This window comes from Pseudarthrobacter sp. SSS035 (genome assembly GCF_023273875.1).
In the GTDB taxonomy this organism is placed as follows: Bacteria; Actinomycetota; Actinomycetes; order Actinomycetales; family Micrococcaceae; genus Arthrobacter.
The window spans coordinates 3801697-3820352 of record NZ_CP096882.1; the positions used below are offsets into that span (position 1 = coordinate 3801697).

Genomic DNA, 18656 nt, shown 5'->3' on the forward strand with positions numbered 1-18656 from the left:
CTATACCCGATTTTCATGCATTTGCATGTATCGACGGATATAACGCCTCCCCGGCGAGAATATTCCAGGCTTACTGGGGGTCGCCCGGAGCGGCGCGGCGGCCGCTGACGCGGGGCACCATACCGGTGGTCCAGTCGCGGAACTCGGCATCGACGTCGTCCGCTTCCGCAAACTCCGGGCGCTGCTGCATGGCATGGAGCAGCGCTTTTGTTTCCCGCCGCCCCTCCACGAGCCGGTACAGCACGGGAACCAGCACCAGGGTCAGCGCCGTGGAAGAAACCAGGCCGCCGATCACCACCACGGCCAGCGGCTGCGAAATGAAGCCACCGCCCCCGGTCAGGCCAAGCGCCATGGGTGTCAGGGCGAAAACGGTGGCCAGCGCGGTCATCAGGATGGGGCGGAGCCGCTGCCTGGCGCCATGGGTGATTGCGTCCGCCACGCTCATCCCGCCGCGGCCGTCCCGTGGCTGCCTGTACTGGTTGATGAGGTCGATGAGCACAATGGCGTTGGTCACCACAATCCCCACCAGCATCAGCATGCCGATCAGGGACGGCAGGCCCAGCGGAACACCCGTGGCCAGCAGCAGCGCGACGGCGCCTGTCGCGGCGAACGGGACGGATACCAGCAGGATCAGGGGCTGGATCAGCGACTTGAACGTGGCCACCATAATGACGTAGACAATCGCGATCGCCGCGAGGAGCGCCAGGCCCAGCTGCTGGAAGGACTCGGCCTGCTGGGTGGTGGCGCCGCCGAGTTCCGCGGTGACGCCAGCGGGGAGGCTGACCTCCGTGAGGCGCTTCTGCACCTCCGCGTTCACCGCACCAAGGTTGGAGCCCGACGGCGTGACTGACACTTTGGCGGTCCGCTGGCCGTTGCTGGCGGTAATGGAGACCGGCACGTCCACCTGTTCCACGGACGCAATGCTGCCCAGGGTGACAGGGGCGCCGGATGCAGGGAGTGCGATGTTGCGCACCGCGTCGATGCTGGTGAACCGGGTGCCCTTGCCGATCTGGACCGGAAAATCGTTGGTGTCGATCCGGACCGTACCGGCGGGGATGGGGCTGACGGTGGCAGCCAGGACGCCGGCTACCTGTTCCTCGTTGAGCCCGCCTGCCGCGGTCTTGGCCCGGTCAACCTTGACCTGGACTACCGGCTGGCTGGCCGCGAGGTTGGTTGTCACCTCGCTGGTCTCCGGCACGCCGGTCATGGCCTGAACCATGGCGTCACTGGCCGTCCGGAGGTCCTCGGACGTTGCCGCCTTGATGGTGATGTCCACCGTGGAGGATGTCCCGAAGCCACCCCCCTGCGTGCCGACGGTAATTTTCCCGGAACCGGCTACCTTGCCCACTTCGGTCCGGACGGTTTCCTGGAGCTTTGCCTGCTTGGCCTTTTCATCCGTCACCACCGTGAACGTGGAGTTGGCGGCTCCGGAAGACGTCAGGGCGGCAAAACCTGCCTGCGCGTTTCCGGAGGTGAGCTGGACATTCTTGACACCCTCGATGCCCCGCAGGACGTCCTCGACCTTGATGGCGGCTGCGCTGGTGTCGGCCAGGCTTGTCCCCGCGGGCATCACCTGGCGGACAGTCATGCTGTTCTGGCCGGAATCGCCCAGTAGGTTGGTCGAAAGCAGCGGCGTCATGGCGGCCGTGGCGCCGAGCACCAGAACGGCGGCGACCAGGGTCAGCACCGGGTGCTTCTGGGTCTTGCTGAGGACGGGCAGGTAGGCACGTTGCAGCCGGCTTTTCTGTTCGGCTTCCTGTGCCTGGGTACGGGCGGCGGCAGTGGCACGGGCGGCAGCTTCGCGGGCAGCGGGCGAACCTGCAGCGGCCGAACCGGCGGCGGAACCGGCAGGGCTCTTGAGGAACCAGTAGGCCAGGACCGGAACGATGGTCAGCGATACCACCAGGGACGCCAGCAGCGCCATGGTGACTGTCAGGGCGAAGGGCCGGAAGAGTTCGCCGGCGAGCTCGCCCACGAAGGCAATGGGCAGGAAGACCGCCACGGTGGTCAAGGTGGAGGCGGTGATTGCGCCGGCAACCTCCCGGATTGCGGTGAGGATCGCGGGGACTTTCTCCTCCCCGTAGCTGAGGTGGCGTTTGATGTTTTCGATCACCACAATCGAGTCGTCCACCACCCGGCCGATCGCAATGGTCAGCGCGCCCAGGGTCAGGATGTTCAGTGAATAGCCTGTCGCGGACAGGCCAATGAACGTGATCAGCAGCGACAGCGGAATCGAGACCGCGGTAACAAGGGTGGAGCGGGCTGACATCAGGAAAACAAGGATGACGGCGACAGCGAAGCCCAGCCCGAGCAGGCCCTCGGTGGTGAGGTCCTTGATGGACTTCTCGATGAACGGGGCCTGGTCGAACACGGCGGTGAACTTTGCGTTGGACCCCAGCTCAGCCTCAAGGGCCGCCAACGAGTCGTTCACGGCGTGGGAGATTCCCACGGTGTCGCCCTCGGGCTTCTTGGTCACGGACACCGCCAGCGTTTCCTGGCCGTTGGTCCGCGTGATGGAGGTCCGTTCGTCATCCCGCAGGCTAACGTCGGTCACCGTGCCGATCGTCGCGGCATCCTTGGCTCCGCCCACGGGTAGCGCCTTGATGGCATCCAGGGAATCCACCGGGCTGCCGATCTGGAGGGATAGCGTCTTGCCCTGCTCCTGGATGGTCCCGGCCGGGATCAGCGCGCCGTTGTTGGAGAGGGCGTTCCGGATGGACTCGATCGTGGTGCCCGTGGCGGCCATCGCCTCGGGCCGGGGGAGGATCTCGATGTGCTGGGTGGCGCCGCCGGTCACGTCGGCTCCCCGGACGCCGTCGATCTTCTGGAGCCGGGGAACGGAGAGGCGTGCCAGGTCGGCGTTCAGTTCGCTGAGGGGCTTGTCCGAGGACACTGCCAGGAACACGATGGGGAAGTCGCTGATGCTGCCCGCGATGGCCTGCGGCTGCACGTCCTCCGGCAGGGAGCGCTTGGCGTTGGAGATGGCCCGGTCGATCTGGTTCCGGGCGCGGTCGAGGTTTGTCCCGTAGGTGAACACCATGGAGATCTGCGAGACGCCGTTGCGTGACGTCGAGGAGGTGGACTCCAGGCCTTCGACGCCGTTCAGGGCGGTTTCCAGCGGTGCGCTGACCTGCTTGTCCACCACCTCGGGCGACGCGCCGGGCATGGCGGAGAGGACCGTGATCTGCGGGAACTCAATGGAGGGGATGAGTTCCTGTTTCAGCGATGACATGGTGATCACGCCGAACACCGTCGCGAAGACGGTGATCAGCGCGATCAGCGCCCGGTTTGCCAATGAAAGTTGTGCCAGCCGGAACATCGCGTGTCTCTCCTGTGGGGTTGACGGACTCCTGCGGTCCGGACCGTCCAGCCGGGCCTGCCGGCCGGAATGCCGGGCGTCAGTGGTTGGCGGAGATGCTCTCCAGCTGCAATGCCTTGGCCGTTGCCGTCTCGAGCTCGGCAGCCAGATCCGGATTCTCATCCAGCTTCACGCCGTAGCCCGGCATCATGTCTTTGAGCTTGCCCTGCCAGCCCTTGAAGTCCTTGGGGAAGGACTTTTGCAGCAGCTCAATCATGATGGGCACCGCTGTGGAAGCGCCGGGCGACGCACCCAAAAGCGCTCCGATGGTGCCGTCGCGTCCGGCGATGACTTCCGTGCCGAACTGCAGCACGCCGCCGCGCTTCGGGTCCTTTTTGATGATCTGCACACGCTGGCCGGCGGTGATCAACTCCCAATCGCCGTCCTTGGCTTCGGGGTAGTACTCGCGCAGCGCTTCCACCTTGTCCCCGTGGCGCTTGGCAACTTCCTTGACGAGGTACGCGGTGAGGTCCATGTTGTCCTTGGCGACTGCCAGCATCGGGATGATGTTGCTGGGACGGATGGACAGCGGCAGGTCAAGGTACGAGCCGTTTTTCAGGAAATTGGTGGAGAAGCCGGCATAGGGGCCGAACAGGAGCGAACGCTTCCCGTCGACATACCGGGTGTCAAGGTGCGGGACTGACATGGGCGGCGCGCCCACCGAAGCCTGGCCATAGACCTTGGCGCTGTGCTGGGCGGCGAGTTTCTCGTCGGTGCAGCGGAAGAACTGGCCGGACACGGGGAAGCCGCCGAAGCCCTTGCTCTCCGGGATGCCGGAGGCCTGGAGGAGATGCAGGGCGCCGCCGCCGGCGCCTACAAACACAAACTTGGCGTGGATCTTGCCGTGTTCCCCGGAAGCCGGGTGCTTGATCGAAAGGTCCCAGCCGCCGTCGGACGCCTTGGAGATGCCGCTGACGTCATGGCCGTAGTTGATTTCGACGCCGTTGTTCCCGAGGTAGGTGGTGAGCTCACGGGTCAGTGCCCCGAAGTCGACGTCAGTCCCCTCGGTGGCCCGCGTGGCGGCGATGCGCTGCTTGGCGTCGCGGCCTCTGACGATCAGCGGCGCCCATTTGGCGATCTGAGCGTGGTCCTCGGCGTACTCCATGCTGCGGAACAGCGTGTGGGGCTTGAGCGCTTCGTAGCGGGTCTTGAGGAATTTGGTGTTGTCCTCGCCGATGACAAAGCTCATGTGCGGAACGGTGTTGATGAAGCCCTTCGGCGAGCCGATCAGGGATTCCTCCACAAGATGGGACCAGAACTGGCGGGACAGCTGGAACTGTTCGTTGATGAGCAGGGCCTTGGCCGGGTTCACCGAGCCGTCTTTGGCTGCGGGGGAGTAGTTCAGCTCGCACAGGGCGGCATGGCCCGTTCCTGCATTGTTCCAGGGGTCGGAGCTTTCCAGCCCGGGCTGGTCCAGACGTTCGAACAGGGAGATAGTCCAGTTCGGTTCAAGCTGCTTGATGAATGCCCCGAGCGTGGCGCTCATGATGCCGCCGCCAATCAGTACGACGTCGGCATGTTGGGTCTTGGATATGAAGGTCACAATCAGTCTCCGATAGCAGCGGCTCTGGCTGTCAAAGAATATCCCCGGGCGGCCCGCATACTGAAATTGGGCCGGGCCGTCAAGGCTTTAGCTGTACCTTTGTGAAAACTTCACTCAGTACCGGGGACGCCGGGTAGCTGCTGACGCGGTCCGAGAGTGCGAGTGCCGAGATGGGGAAGGCGATGGGAACCGCCGGCACAGTGGCCGCGATCTGGGCGTTGATGGTGTGGTACTGCTCGTCGCGTTCCTTGCCGGCAGGGAGGCCGCGGGCACGGTTGATCTTGGAGAAGACCTGCGGGTCCTGGTAGCCGAATTCGCCGTTCTTTTCGCCGAACAGCGGGCCCACAAAGTTATCGGCATCGGCATACGCGCCATTCCAGCCGAGCAGGTGGAGCCCGTGGTCTCCGGGTGACTGCACTTTCTGGAGATAGCCTTCGGACCAGTCCACCGGGACGGGTTTGATGTTGAAGCCGACGGCGGTCAGTTGCCTGCTGATTTCGGCGTAGATTTTCTCCGGCGTGGGCAGATACGGGCGCGTGGCGTTAAGCGGATAGTAGAACCTGAGCTCTTCCCCGGTGTAGCCGGCCTCGGTCAGATAGGCCTTGGCCTTGACAGGATCGTGGCCCAGCGCGGGAGCGTCGTTATTGAAACCGCTGATCTTCGGAGGAACGAACTGTGAGGCCTTGGCGGTGTTGTCGATGAAGAACTTGCGGATCAGGGTTTCCTTATCGATGGCCAGCTCAATGGCCTGCCGCACTTTTTCGTTCTGCAGGACCGGAATTTCCTGGTTGATGCCCAGGTACATCACCGAGAAAGGATCACGCTGGACGATCTGCATGCCCCGCTTGACCAGCTGATCGAAGTTGCCCACCGTGACGGCGTCGTAGCCGTCGATCTTGCCGTCCAGGAGGGCCTGAAGCCGCGTCTGGGGGTGGTCGTACGTGACGAAATTAATGGTGGAGATCTGCCCGCGGTCACCCCAGTAGTTTTTGTGGCTGATGAGCCGGACACTTGCCTCGTCCCAGGCGTCCAGGCTGAACGGTCCTGTGCCGACGGGGTTGGTAGCGAACCGGGAGACCGGGTTTCCGCCCCGGGTCTGATCCAGGACATCCGCCGTGCCCGCTGTCAGGGCGGCCGGGGATGCGATGGCGAACGCCGGCAGGGTGAGCGCCTGGAGGAACGCGGTGAAGCGCTGGGTCAGGTCGATCCGGACAGTGTCAGCGGAAAGGGCCGTGCAGCTCTTGAAAATGGAGAGCACAGCGTCGTCGGAATGTGCCTTGAACACGCTCTTGAACGAGCTTCCCGGCGCCTGCCGCCGCAGTTCCGACGAGAAGGCGAACCAGCGGTTGAAGTTGGCACATACGGCGTCGGCGTTGAAGGGCGTGCCGTCCTGGAACGAGACGCCGCTGCGGAGTCTGAACGTGTACGAGCGGCCTTCGTTTTCCTCGGACCATTCCGTTGCCAGCAGCGGCGTGGGCTTGCCCGTGGTCTGGTCCACACCCACCAGGCCTTCGAGGATCTGCCGGGTGATCCGGTAGCTTTCCACATCGCTCGAGAGCGCGGGGTCCAGGCCGAGGGGCTGGGACGCCGTGCCGAACGTGAACGTTTCGGTGGGTTCAGCGCCGGCGGGCGCCGTCGAAGGAGACGTTGCCGAGGGCGAAGGCGGTGGGTTGCCGGTACAGGAGGTCAGGCCTAACGCCATAAAAACGGCGCCGGTCTTGATGACCGTTCGCCGCGAAGTACTGCTGGGCACTCGTCTATCACCTCTGGCTGCTTCTGGCCGGCGCCGCGGACTGCGGGCCAAGGACACAGTCTAGTTGACACACCCCGGTGCTCCCTGGACACACGCCAGAGGCCTGTTCCGGGTGCGGAACAGGCCTCTGGGCTTGAAAGCCGGACTACTTGGGCATCAGCACCGAGTCGATCAGGTAAACGGTGGCGTTCTTGGTCTGGACGCCGCCGCAGATCACGCTGGCGCCATCAACCATGAGGGCGTCCTTGCTGCCGGTCACGGTGACCGATCCGCCCTGGACCGTGGCGTGTGTGCCGGCGATCTTGTCCGGGGTGATCTGGCCGGGGACCACGTGGTAGGTCAGGATCTTGCTCAGCAGGGCATCGTCCGTCTTGAGCGTTTCGATGGTGGCGGCATCGATCTTGGCGAAGGCGTCATCCACCGGAGCGAAGACCGTGAACTCGCCACCGTTAAGGGTGTCAACCAGGTCAACCTTCGGGTTCAGCTTGCCGGAGACAGCTGCCGTGAGGGTGGTCAGGATGGGGTTGTTGGATGCCGCGACCGCTACCGGGTCAAGTGCCATGCCGGCAACCGAGCCTGCCCCGGTGGGGACCTTCTCTGCGTAGCCGGCGCAGCCTGCGCCAACGAGGTTTGCGGCCGGATCCATGGCTTTGGCACTGGCGGACGGTGACGGGGCCATCTTCGTTGCTGACGGTGCGGCGGCCGGAGCCGAGGAGCTCGGGGTTGTTGTCGCGGTTCCACCGCAAGCGGTGAGGCTCAACAGGGCTGCAGCTGCAACGCCTGCGACGGTGAGGGATGTGCGCTTGAATGACTGCATTTCGGTTCTCCTTGTTTGTGCCGATTTCTTCCCTGCTGCAGACTTTCTGCCTGCCGCGTGGCCTTTTCCGACTGTTGGGCACCTGCCCTTGGCTGGTGTCTCAATGGGTATTCGGCCGGTGCACGGAAACGGATGGGTGGATCGTCAAGAGTTTTTGAAATTAGCGAAAACCGGTGGGAAACGCGGCAGTCCGCCGCAGCCGAATGACAGTTAAATGACAGAGATCCCGGGGCCTGTGGGCCCGGGATCTCTGTCTCAGTGTGCGCAAGGGGGGACTTGAACCCCCACGCCCGAAGGCACAGGAACCTAAATCCTGCGTGTCTGCCAATTTCACCACTCGCGCTTGGCAGTTGCTGCCGCAGTCTTCGACGGTGGCCGGATGGCCAACGGAAAAACGTACGACGGCGGATGCCAGTTTCCATTGTAGCCTCGGGCAGGCGGGGTTCCGGTCAGCCGGATCCCGCCGTCAGGGGCCGGCGCCTCCCCAGGCGTTGCATGATGCGTTATTCGTCGAGTTTGAGGTCGCGCCGCAGTTTTGCCACGTGGCCGGTGGCCCGGACGTTGTATTGGGCCAGCGCCACCTTGCCCTCGGGATCGATCACCACAGTGCTGCGGATGAGTCCTTCATAGGTCCGCCCGTAGTTTTTCTTTTCGCCCCAGGCGCCATAGGCCTCGGCCACGGCATGGTCCTCGTCTGAAAGCAGCGGAAAGCTCAGCTCCTCGTTGGCGGCAAAGGCAGCAAGTTTGTTCACGGAATCGGGGGAGACGCCCAGGACCCGATAACCGGCCGACGTGAAGGATGCCAGGCTGTCGCGGAAATCGCAGGCCTGTTTCGTGCAGCCGGGGGTGGCGGCGGCTGGGTAGAAATACACGATGGTGCTGCCGCTGTGGCCGGAAGCCAGGTTGACGTCTTTACCCGACGAATCCTTCAGGGTGAAGCCGGGCGCCACGTCGCCGGTCAAGAGTCTGTCAGCCACTGTTAATCTCCTCGTTGCAGGCGGAACACACCAGTTTAGTAAGCATCCACGACCGGTGCTAACCAGCCTTAGCTATACTTGCTGGTATGCCTGACATGGATCGCTGGCCCACTGGGCGCCTATTGTCCACTGCGGCACGCCTCGTAGAACACTCCTGGAACGAAAAGCTAAGCGCCATCGGACTGACGCACGCCGGCGTGATCGCTATCGAAGTCCTCTCAGCACAGGGGCCGATGACACAGGCCCAACTCGCCCAATATGTGCGCGTTCAGGCCCAGACCATGGGTAAAACCCTGAGCCGGTTGGAGTCCCACGGCCACATTGCCCGCGTCCGCAGCACCTCGGACCGCCGCAGCCAGGTGGTGTCCCTCACGGACAGCGGACGGGAAGCCGCAGCCGCAGCCGTTGAGATGGAACGCTCGGTGCTTGCCGCGGCAACTATTGACCCTGACGCCCTGCGGCAGGAGCTCCAGGCTGTGGTCAGGGAGCTGGCCAGCCAGTTCGCCTCGCCGTCAACCCGCGCCCTGGTGGACGGTGCCCCGCTCAGCTAGCAATCCCGGGAATCCGGTAAATCTGACGGGCACCATTACTGCAAATTCCGCAGTGGTGGTGCCTTTTTTGGTTGTACCTGAGACGGGAAAGTCAAGAAGTGGGCGTCTTGGCCGCGTGATTTTGCAGCGGTTCAGGGCGCACTTTCAGGAGGTGCATCGATGGTGGCTTCACAAGGACCTGCAGCGGCTGAGGGCTGGATCGTCTCCCGTTTCCAGGACCTTGTCCTGGAAACCGCTGACGCGGCGGAGTTCCTTGATGAACTCTTCAACATCATCAGCGGCATCTAGCCATTGGTCTCGCCGCGCGATGCCCTTATCATCTGACGTATGCGGAAACACTTGGTCGCCCTTGGGGTGGCGGCAATCTTCCTGGCCGGCTGCTCGGGCCCTTCAACTCAACCGGCAGTAACGGAGGCGGCGCCGGCCGCCACATCAGCATCAGCCACGCCGACGCCTACTACGCCAACGACAGGCTCGGCCGCGACAGATCTGAACTGGGGCACGCCGACCGCTGGCGACGAGTTCAATTACACCGGCGCACCGGACGCCGCGAAGTGGTCCGTGTACAACAGTGCCGGGCACGCGGGGAATGGCATTCGGAGTCCCCAGCAGGTCACGGTAGACGGTTCCAAAATGGTCATGACTGGAACACCGGACGGCACGACCGCTGGAATGAGCGCGAAGTTTGCGCGGCAGACGTACGGCCGGTGGGAGGTCCGCGCGGCAGGATCGGGTGACAATGAGTACCACATGGTGTCGATCCTGTGGCCGGATAGTGGGAATTGGCCGTGTGACGGCGAAGTTAACTACGCGGAGACGATGGGTGACTGGAACGTCATCAAGTTCTTCCACCACTATGGATGTTCGAACTCATTGACGTCGGCGTCCAAGGCTCTGGACGTTGGTGAGTTCCACAACTACGCGGTTGACTGGTCTCCGAATGGGATGGTCGGCTACATCGATGGGGTGAAGTGGTTTGAGGACAACAACTCCGCGCACCAGCCTCCCGGCTCGATGCACCAGACACTACAACTGGACTGGTTCCCAGACAGCACTGCGAACGGCGCTGGCGAGATGCGAGTGGATTGGGTTCGCGTCTATGCGGCAGCCGATACTACTCTAACTCTGCCGCAATCCGGTGAGTCGTTTGAGTTCGCCGCCACCGGGGATATAAACCCTGCGGGTAACACGTCGGCCACGTCGCACAGTGGTAAGAACGCGGCTAGTATCATCGCCGGTCTCAACGACGGTTCGCTGGACAACTTCTTTGCGCTGGGCGATTTCCAGTATGACAACGGCACCTGTACCGCGCTCGAGGCTTACAACCAGTTATGGGGTCCGGCTAAGGCCAAGACGTACTGGACCGCTGGCCCGAATCATGATGTTGAACCCGGCGAGAATGACGACGTTGACCGGTACATGGATGGGCAGTGCGTTTCCACGGTGAAGAGCGCGACCAGCTCCGATGTTGTACGGTTCCAAGACGCTCTTGATTGGTATTCGTTCGACAAGGGTAACTGGCACATTCTTGTAGCGCCTACGGCCACATGGCGTTATAACGCTACGCGGGCGCAAGCGATGACCTCGGAGATGGATGCCAACCTGAAAGCGGCGAAGGCCGCTGGAAAGCATCTGGCGGTTATCTACCATGATCCGTATTTCACCAGCAACACATCGAGCCATACCCGCTTCCTTAAGGCGAAGCCGTGGATTGACGTGTTCTGGGCGAACCGCGTTCGTGTGTTGCTGTCCGGCTCACAGCACAATTATGAGCGGACCTGCCCGATAAACAACGAGGACCAGTGCGTTGCGGACGGGATGCAGCAATTTCAGGTGTCCACTGGTGGAATCGGCCTCCGGGCGTTTACCAGCAGCCCCTCTTATGTGCAGCGGAAGTTTAGCGACACCTGGGGTCACCTACGGATGAGCCTCAAGGCTGATGGCTCTTATACGTGGGATTTCCGTCCCGTGTCTGGCGGAATGCAGACTGACAGCGGGTCTCGAAGCAATGGCTAATTCCTCGGTTCCGGTCCCGCGGGTTCGGGCACCATGAGGGACGTACCGCCACATTCCGCACGCTAGTGTTCCATAGATTCTTCCAGCTCTTTCACGGAACTGAAAGGTGGTTGGATTCGGAGTCTCGCGGCAGTCGGCTGTGATGTCGACGTGTCCCAGCGCTTTCCCCGGAGCAGCAGGGAATAAATAGCCCGTAGATACCCCACAGCGATCGAGGGGCAAAAAGGAAACCCCGTCTTCACGGCTTGTGGCCATGAAGACGGGGTTTCTTTGGTGCACCCCCCGGGACTTGAACCCGGAACCCATTGATTAAGAGTCAATTGCTCTGCCAATTGAGCTAGAGGTGCATCTCTTATGTGGTGACCTTCCGGGCTTTTTCTTTCCCGGTTGATCTCCGCAACGACATGAAACTCTACACGAACTTCCGACCCATGTGAAATCGAGGCCCCGATGCTCCCCAGGTTCAGCCGTGAGGGGCCAGAACTAGCACAAAATCAGGGTTTTTGTTGTTGGTGAGCAGCCAGAAGCCGCCGTCGGGAGTCCGGATGACGTCCCGGATCCTGCCGTATTCGCGTGTGAAATAGGCCACAGGAGCGCTTGCCTCCTCGCCGGACAAGGACACCGTCCAGAGGCGTTGGCCGCGCAGGGCGCCGAGGTAGGCCGTCGACCCGGCAATTTCCAGGCCGCTGGGTGAGGAGTCCGCCGTCGAAGGCCAAACCACCTTCGCGTCGCGGTACCCCTCCCGGTGCGGTGCGCCGGTTACTGCGGGCCAGCCGTAGTTGGCTCCCGGCTCGATGAGGTTGAGCTCGTCGTTGACGTCCGGGCCGAACTCGCTGGACCAGAGCCGGCCGGCACTGTCCCACGCCAGTCCTTGGACGTTTCGGTGCCCCAGGCTGTACACGGCATTGCCGAAAGGGTTGCCAGGTGCGGGGTCACCCTCCGGAGTCAGCCGCAGGATCTTCCCGCCCAGAGCGTTGCGGTCCTGTGGCTGTTCGCGGCGCTGGGAGTCGCCTGTGCCCACGTACAGGAACCCGTCCGGGCCGAAGCGGATCCGGCCGCCATTGTGGGTTGATGCCTTCGGGATTCCGGAAAAGACCATCTCGGGGTCGCCAAGGTCTAGGGATCCGTCAGGCTGTTCCATCAGCTTCAGCCGGGCGATGCGGTTGTCCTGTGCCGAGGTGAAGTACAGGTAAAGGTAGTTGTCGGACGGAAAGCCGGGGGAGAGGGCTAATCCCAGCAAGCCTCCCTCACCGCCAGGAGCAACGCCGGGGACCTGGCCGATGGTGGCCGCCTTGCCATCACGGACAGCCTTCAGCTGAGCTGAGTCTCGCTCGGAGATGATGGCGGTCCCGTTCGGCAGGAATACCGCGGCCCAGGGAATGTCGAGCTGGAGATCGAGCCGCGCCACGACCTCCGGCGGCGTGGCGTTACCCGGGCCGGTCCCGATCCCGTTTCCTGTGCTGGTCCCGGTTCCTGTGATGCTGCCGGTGGGGGCATCGGTGGCGTCCCCCGTGCAGCCCGACAGCAGAACGGCCAGGCACACTACGAAGGCGCCCGCGGTGGGCTTGGCCGCCGCGGAGGCCCGAAAGGATGCTTGCGTCCGGTCAGATACGGGTCCGCCGGGGAGCCCGGAAGCCGGCAGCTTCCGCATGGGCCGCCGACTCAAACCAGACGTCGGCTTTCGTCTGCTCATAGTCCGGATGCCCCTCCTCGTAATAGACCATCGCTCCGGCGTCGGCCTTGACGTCGAAATCCGCAGGGCCGCTGCCGTCCGGGCCGGGCGACGCCGAACCGGCGCCGTAGGGCTGGTCCGCGGCCAGATGCCCGGTCGGTTCCGGTGCAGCTTCGTAGTCCGCCACGGCTGCCGGCTCCATGATCCGGGCTTCAGCAGCCTCTGTGGCTACTGCAGCCTCTGTGGCTACCGCGGCATCCATGGATCCCGCAGCTTGCACGGGAGCCGCGCTTGCCGTGGGCGGGGCTGAATCGGCGGCCACTTCGGGTTGCATACCAGCGGCTTCAGATTCAGCTTCCGCAGCGGCCGTTTCTGCGCCGGGCAGCGTGGGTGCATGGGGCTCCGTGTATTCCGGGTGATGCACAAATCCGGCGCCCTGGGCCGGTGGTGCTACGGACGTTGGGGTGTCGGCAATTACGGTGGACGCGTCGCCTGCCGGCCGGTGGCTGGCGGCGGGTTGGGCTGGTGCGCTTGCCTCTGACCACTGGGTTTCCCACTCGGCTTCGTCTGCCTGCCGGCTCACACTCTCCTTGCTGCCAGGTTCCTGGGCTGCTATCGACTCCGGGCGAGCAAGCTCCTCTTGCCCAGCCGGCTGCTCAGGTCGACCGGGTTCCGCAGAGCCAGCCGACTCGGGGGATGACAGTTCTTCGGCGGACGGGCGTTCCGGTGCATCAGCTGCAGCGGCATCTTCGGCACCAGAAGTGTCTGTGGCACCAGCGGTATCTGTGGCACCAGCAGTAGCAGTGGAACCGGCAACGTCGGGTTCAGCGACGACGTTCTGCCCGACGCTGGCGTCTTTTTCAACGCTGATTTCTTCACCGCCGGCTTTGTGCCCGGCGACGGCTTCCTGGGGTTCTGCCGTGCTGGACCGCTCGGGCGCCTCGTCCGCCGTCGTCGGTGGTGGCGGCTCAGAGGCGCCGAAGCCCGCAGCGCTGGGGATGCCCGCCGTGCCCGCGGCTTCGGCCGAGGCGGCTGCGCTTCCTCCGGCGAGGCCGCCGTCCGCCCGGATCGGCGTGGCGTCGCTGGTGCTCGAGGAGTTGCTGCGGTTCAGTAGCCACCACACAACGCCTACGATCAGCACGATGAGGATAATCCAGAAGACAAAATCCATAGCAGGGCCCTTCAGTCCGGATGGCATGGTTGCCGTTCCCTGACGGTACGTCGGCGCGAACGGGACTGTCTAGGTTCCGGCGGACCGGTAAGGGCCAGTCTCAAAATTTGAGACGGGAGTCCACCATTTGATCGAAATATTCCTGAAAATGGGCCAAACGGGCTGTTCGGGTCGTTGGCGTCCCGATCGGAGTCATAGACTTTGACCCATGAGTGAGGACACCCAAACAGCAACCGAGAACAAGATCGACATCAAACCCCGCAGCCGGGTCGTCACTGACGGGATCCATGCCGCCCCCGCGCGCGGTATGTTCCGCGCAGTCGGCATGGGCGACGACGACTTCGCGAAGCCCCAGATCGGCGTTGCGAGTTCCTGGAATGAAATCACTCCCTGCAACCTCTCCCTGAACAGGCTGGCCCAGGGCGCCAAGGAAGGTGTCCACGCAGGTGGCGGTTTCCCCATGCAGTTCGGCACCATCTCCGTCTCCGACGGCATCTCTATGGGCCACGAAGGCATGCACTTCTCGCTCGTTTCCCGTGAGGTCATTGCCGACTCCGTGGAAACCGTCATGCAGGCCGAGCGCATCGACGGGTCCGTCCTGCTCGCCGGCTGTGACAAGTCCCTGCCGGGCATGCTCATGGCTGCCGCCCGCCTGGACCTGGCCAGTGTGTTCCTGTACGCCGGATCCATCATGCCGGGCTGGGTCAAGCTTGAGGACGGCTCCGAAAAGGAAGTCACCCTGATTGACGCCTTCGAAGCCGTCGGTGCATGCGCCGCGGGCAAGATGAGCCTCGAAGACCTGACCCGTATTGAAAAGGCCATCTGCCCCGGCGAAGGCGCCTGCGGTGGGATGTACACCGCCAACACCATGGCCTGCATCGGCGAAGCCCTGGGCATGTCCCTCCCCGGCTCCGCCGCCCCGCCCTCGGCAGACCGCCGTCGTGATGAATTTGCCCGCAAGTCCGGCGAGGCAGTGGTCAACCTGCTCCGCCTTGGCATCACCGCCCGGGACATCATGACCAAGAAGGCGTTCGAAAACGCCATCGCCGTCACCATGGCATTCGGCGGTTCCACCAACGCCGTCCTGCACCTCCTGGCCATCGCCCGCGAAGCTGAAGTCGAGCTGAACCTGGAGGACTTCAACCGCATCGGCGACAAGATCCCGCACCTGGGTGACCTCAAGCCCTTCGGCCGCTACGTCATGACGGACGTTGACAAGATCGGCGGCGTGCCGGTCATCATGCGCGCACTGCTCGACGCCGGCCTGCTGCACGGCGACTGCCTCACCGTCACAGGCAAGACCGTGGCCGAGAACCTCGCTGCGATCAACCCGCCGGACCTCGACGGCAAGATCCTCCGTGCCATGGACAACCCGATCCACAAGACCGGCGGCATCACCATCCTGCACGGCACGATGGCGCCCGAGGGTGCTGTGGTGAAGAGTGCCGGCTTCGACGCCGACGTCTTCGAGGGCACTGCCCGCGTCTTCGAGCGCGAGCAGGGTGCCCTGGCCGCCCTGGATGAGGGCCTGATCAAGGCCGGCGACGTTGTAGTCATCCGCTACGAAGGCCCCAAGGGAGGCCCCGGCATGCGCGAGATGCTCGCCATCACGGGCGCCATCAAGGGCGCGGGGCTCGGCAAGGACGTCCTGCTCCTCACTGACGGCCGTTTCTCCGGCGGAACCACAGGCCTCTGCATAGGCCACGTGGCACCGGAAGCTGTCGACGGCGGCCCCATCGCCTTCGTCAAGGACGGGGACCGGATCCGCGTGGACATCGCGGCCCGCAGCTTCGACCTGCTGGTTGGTGAGGCCGAGCTCGAATCCCGCAAGATCGGCTGGGAGCCCCTCCCAGCCAAGTTCACCAAGGGTGTCCTCGCCAAGTACGCCAAGCTGGTCCACAGCGCCTCCACGGGCGCATACTGCGGGTAGCACGGTTTCGTTGCTCAACCTCCGGCCGCTGGTTGAGCCCAACTGGGTAGCAGCAACTGTCGTTATGAGCGCTCATAACTACAGTTACTGCGACCCAGTTGGGGAACGTGGCCAACCAGTGGACAATGGTGTCCACACTGTGAGATGCGCACAGTCCTCGTTGACATGTATCTCACACAGAGGGAAAACTGAACGCATGATCGCATTCGTTACCAGCTGCGCCGCTGCAGATGCAGCCGTCGTCCTTACCAAGCGCGTGGCTCACTAGCCCGACTGGTAACGAACCGTCACGCGCAACCCCTCGAAAAGCCGCCAGGCTGAGGGGTTTTTTTATTTCCGCATTTCCGAGTACACAGATGATCCACAAGGAAGAGTCCGATGAGCAAAGGATCGCCGATCAGCCCCTCGCTGATGGCTACTAAGTCCGCTGGAGCCCCCAAGGCTCCGGAACGCGCCGACCGTACGGCTGACCAGGCCGCCGTCGTCGCTGATCTTGCCGCTGTCTCTCCTGTCCTTGGGCCGAACAACGTTGTACCCCCAACGGTGATGACCGGCTCGCAAGCTATTGTCCGATCGCTCGAAGAACTCGGCGTCGACGATATTTTTGGTTTGCCTGGTGGCGCGATCCTGCCTACCTATGACCCCTTGATGGCCTCCAGAATGAATCACGTACTGGTCCGTCACGAACAGGGAGCCGGCCACGCCGCGCAAGGCTATGCCATGGTTACCGGCCGGGTGGGCGTCTGTATCGCCACCTCGGGACCCGGTGCCACCAACCTCGTTACCGCCATCATGGATGCCCACATGGATTCCGTGCCGATGGTGGCCATTACCGGCCAGGTATCCAGCGGTGTGATCGGCACCGATGCGTTCCAGGAGGCCGACATTGTTGGCATCACCATGCCGATCACCAAGCATTCGTTCCTGGTGACCAACCCCAACGACATCCCGCACGTTATGGCGGAGGCCTTCCACCTGGCCTCGTCCGGACGTCCGGGACCGGTCCTCGTGGACATCGCCAAAGACGCCCAGCAGGGTCAGATGACCTTCTCCTGGCCGCCGAAGATCGACCTCCCCGGTTACCGCCCGGTGACGCGCGGCCACAACAAGCAGGTCCGCGAAGCAGCCAAGCTGATCGCATCGGCCACCAAGCCGGTGCTCTACGTGGGCGGCGGTGTGGTGAAGGCGCATGCTGCCGCGGAACTCCGCGAACTGGCGGAACTGACCGGCGCCCCGGTTGTCACCACCCTGATGGCACGGGGCGTGTTCCCCGATTCCCACCCGCAGCACGTGGGCATGCCGGGCATGCACGGCACCGTTTCCGCCGTGACCGCGCTGCAGCAGTCCGACCTGCTCATCACGCTCGGCGCACGCTTCGATGACCGGGTGACCGGCATCCTGAAGACCTTCGCGCCGAACGCCAAGGTGATCCACGCGGATATTGACCCCGCCGAAATCTCCAAGAACCGTACCGCCGACGTGCCGATCGTGGGATCCGTCAAGGAAATCATCCCCGAGCTCACCGAGGCTGTCCGCTCGCAGTTCGAAGCCGCCGGCACGCCGGACCTCACCACCTGGTGGGCGTTCCTTAACAACCTCAAGGACACCTACCCGCTGGGCTGGACGGAGCCGGAGGACGGGCTCAGCGCCCCGCAGCGCGTCATCGAACGCATCGGCGCACTGACCGGCCCCGAAGGCATCTACGTTGCCGGCGTTGGCCAGCACCAGATGTGGGCTGCGCAGTTCATCAAGTACGAGCGCCCGCACGCCTGGCTGAACTCCGGCGGCGCCGGCACCATGGGCTATGCCGTACCGGCTGCCATGGGCGCCAAGGTGGGGGAGCCAGACCGTGTGGTCTGGGCCATCGACGGCGACGGCTGCTTCCAGATGACCAACCAGGAACTGGCCACCTGCGCCATCAACAAGATCCCCATCAAGGTTGCCATCATCAACAACTCCTCGCTGGGCATGGTCCGCCAGTGGCAGACCCTGTTCTACGAGGGCCGCTACTCCAACACGGACCTCAACACCGGCCACGAGACCGTCCGGATCCCGGACTTCGTCAAGCTGGGGGAGGCCTACGGCTGCGCCTCCTTCCGCTGCGAGCGGGACGAGGACATTGATGCCACCATCCAGAAGGCCCTCGAAATCAATGACCGCCCTGTGGTCATCGACTTCGTGGTGAGCCCCGACTCCATGGTGTGGCCGATGGTGCCCGCCGGCGTGAGCAACGACCAGATCCAGGTTGCCCGCAACATGACCCCGGAATGGGAAGAGGAGGACTGAACATGACCCGCCACACATTGTCCGTTCTGGTTGAAGACAAGCCCGGTGTACTGACCCGCGTCGCGAGCCTGTTCGCCCGACGCGCCTTTAACATCAACTCCCTGGCCGTGGGCCCGACGGAAGTTCCGGGCATGTCCCGGATGACCGTCGTCGTCGACGCCGACGGTGACCTGATTGAACAGGTCACCAAGCAGCTCAATAAGCTGATCAACGTGATCAAGATTGTTGAGCTCACCTCCGAATCTTCCGTGCAGCGAGACCACATCCTGGTCAAGGTACGTGCGGATGCCGCGACTCGTCTGCAGGTGACCCAGGCTGCAGACCTGTTCCGTGCTTCAGTGGTTGACGTCTCCACAGACTCCGTGGTCATTGAAGCAACAGGCCACCCCGAAAAGCTCACGGCGCTGCTCTCAGTGCTTGAGCCCTTCGGCATCCGCGAAATTGTGCAGTCCGGCACCCTGGCCGTTGGACGGGGATCCCGCTCCATGAGTGACAGGGCTTTGCGCAGCGCTTAGCTAAAGGCGGGGCACGGCCCCGCCTGCGGCGCAATGCCCGTGCAGTACCGCAACACCCCAGACTAAT

Annotated in this window: 13 protein-coding genes and 2 tRNA genes; 6 read left to right on the top strand and 9 right to left on the bottom strand. The window is 63.6% G+C overall.

Features of this window, described 5'->3' with window-relative positions; translation table 11 throughout:
- Nucleotides 1-70: 70 nt before the first annotated feature.
- The 6 genes from MUN23_RS17595 to bcp form a co-directional block, all read right to left on the bottom strand.
- Entirely contained in the window at nt 71-3319 is a 3249-nt protein-coding gene (locus tag MUN23_RS17595) for an efflux RND transporter permease subunit (protein WP_248760082.1), read from the bottom strand.
- A 79-nt stretch (nt 3320-3398) separates the two neighbouring features.
- Entirely contained in the window at nt 3399-4901 is a 1503-nt protein-coding gene (locus MUN23_RS17600; protein ID WP_248760084.1) for a malate:quinone oxidoreductase, read from the bottom strand.
- Nucleotides 4902-4980: 79 nt separating this feature from the next.
- Nucleotides 4981-6603, bottom strand: coding sequence for an ABC transporter substrate-binding protein (locus MUN23_RS17605; RefSeq protein WP_371876043.1), 1623 nt, complete (start codon nt 6601-6603; stop codon nt 4981-4983).
- Between the two features lie 196 nt (nt 6604-6799).
- On the bottom strand, nt 6800-7471 hold the full coding sequence (locus tag MUN23_RS17610) for a fasciclin domain-containing protein (protein ID WP_248760088.1): 672 nt from the start codon (nt 7469-7471) through the stop codon (nt 6800-6802).
- A gap of 261 nt (nt 7472-7732) precedes the next feature.
- Nucleotides 7733-7814 (bottom strand) — tRNA-Leu (locus MUN23_RS17615).
- Nucleotides 7815-7974: 160 nt separating this feature from the next.
- On the bottom strand, nt 7975-8448 hold the full coding sequence (gene bcp / locus MUN23_RS17620; RefSeq protein ID WP_248760089.1) for a thioredoxin-dependent thiol peroxidase: 474 nt from the start codon (nt 8446-8448) through the stop codon (nt 7975-7977).
- Between the two features lie 95 nt (nt 8449-8543).
- On the opposite strand from bcp, the gene MUN23_RS17625 reads away from it, so the two are divergent.
- The 3 genes from MUN23_RS17625 to MUN23_RS17630 all read left to right on the top strand — a co-directional run bounded on the left by MUN23_RS17625 (nt 8544) and on the right by MUN23_RS17630 (nt 11015).
- A complete protein-coding gene (locus MUN23_RS17625; protein ID WP_058932071.1) occupies nt 8544-8999 on the top strand; it encodes a MarR family winged helix-turn-helix transcriptional regulator in 456 nt (151 codons plus the stop codon).
- Nucleotides 9000-9158: 159 nt separating this feature from the next.
- Nucleotides 9159-9287, top strand: coding sequence for a hypothetical protein (locus MUN23_RS23495; RefSeq protein ID WP_256468641.1), 129 nt, complete (start codon nt 9159-9161; stop codon nt 9285-9287).
- A 39-nt stretch (nt 9288-9326) separates the two neighbouring features.
- Nucleotides 9327-11015 carry a family 16 glycosylhydrolase gene (locus tag MUN23_RS17630; RefSeq protein WP_248760090.1) on the top strand — a complete coding sequence of 563 codons (1689 nt, stop codon included), beginning with the start codon at nt 9327-9329 and terminating at the stop codon, nt 11013-11015.
- Nucleotides 11016-11286: 271 nt separating this feature from the next.
- On the opposite strand, the gene MUN23_RS17635 is transcribed toward MUN23_RS17630, so the two are convergent.
- From MUN23_RS17635 to MUN23_RS17645, 3 genes are all read right to left on the bottom strand, one after another.
- Nucleotides 11287-11362: transfer RNA gene (locus tag MUN23_RS17635), tRNA-Lys, on the bottom strand.
- A gap of 116 nt (nt 11363-11478) precedes the next feature.
- The gene (locus tag MUN23_RS17640) at nt 11479-12666 is read right to left on the bottom strand and encodes a PQQ-dependent sugar dehydrogenase (RefSeq protein WP_248760091.1); all 1188 of its coding nucleotides are present in this window, start codon (nt 12664-12666) and stop codon (nt 11479-11481) included.
- Nucleotides 12620-13858, bottom strand: coding sequence for a hypothetical protein (locus tag MUN23_RS17645; RefSeq protein ID WP_248760092.1), 1239 nt, complete (start codon nt 13856-13858; stop codon nt 12620-12622). Before MUN23_RS17645 ends, MUN23_RS17640 begins: the two co-directional genes overlap by 47 nt.
- A 208-nt stretch (nt 13859-14066) precedes the next feature.
- On the opposite strand from MUN23_RS17645, the gene ilvD reads away from it, so the two are divergent.
- The 3 genes from ilvD to ilvN all read left to right on the top strand — a co-directional run bounded on the left by ilvD (nt 14067) and on the right by ilvN (nt 18589).
- Entirely contained in the window at nt 14067-15788 is a 1722-nt protein-coding gene (gene ilvD, locus MUN23_RS17650) for a dihydroxy-acid dehydratase (RefSeq protein WP_248760093.1), read from the top strand.
- Between the two features lie 378 nt (nt 15789-16166).
- Nucleotides 16167-18074 carry an acetolactate synthase large subunit gene (locus MUN23_RS17655; protein WP_248760095.1) on the top strand — a complete coding sequence of 636 codons (1908 nt, stop codon included), beginning with the start codon at nt 16167-16169 and terminating at the stop codon, nt 18072-18074.
- A 2-nt stretch (nt 18075-18076) separates the two neighbouring features.
- Nucleotides 18077-18589: an acetolactate synthase small subunit gene (gene ilvN / locus MUN23_RS17660; RefSeq protein ID WP_011692379.1), complete on the top strand. Its 513-nt coding sequence runs from the start codon at nt 18077-18079 to the stop codon at nt 18587-18589.
- The last annotated feature ends 67 nt before the right edge of the window (nt 18590-18656 follow it).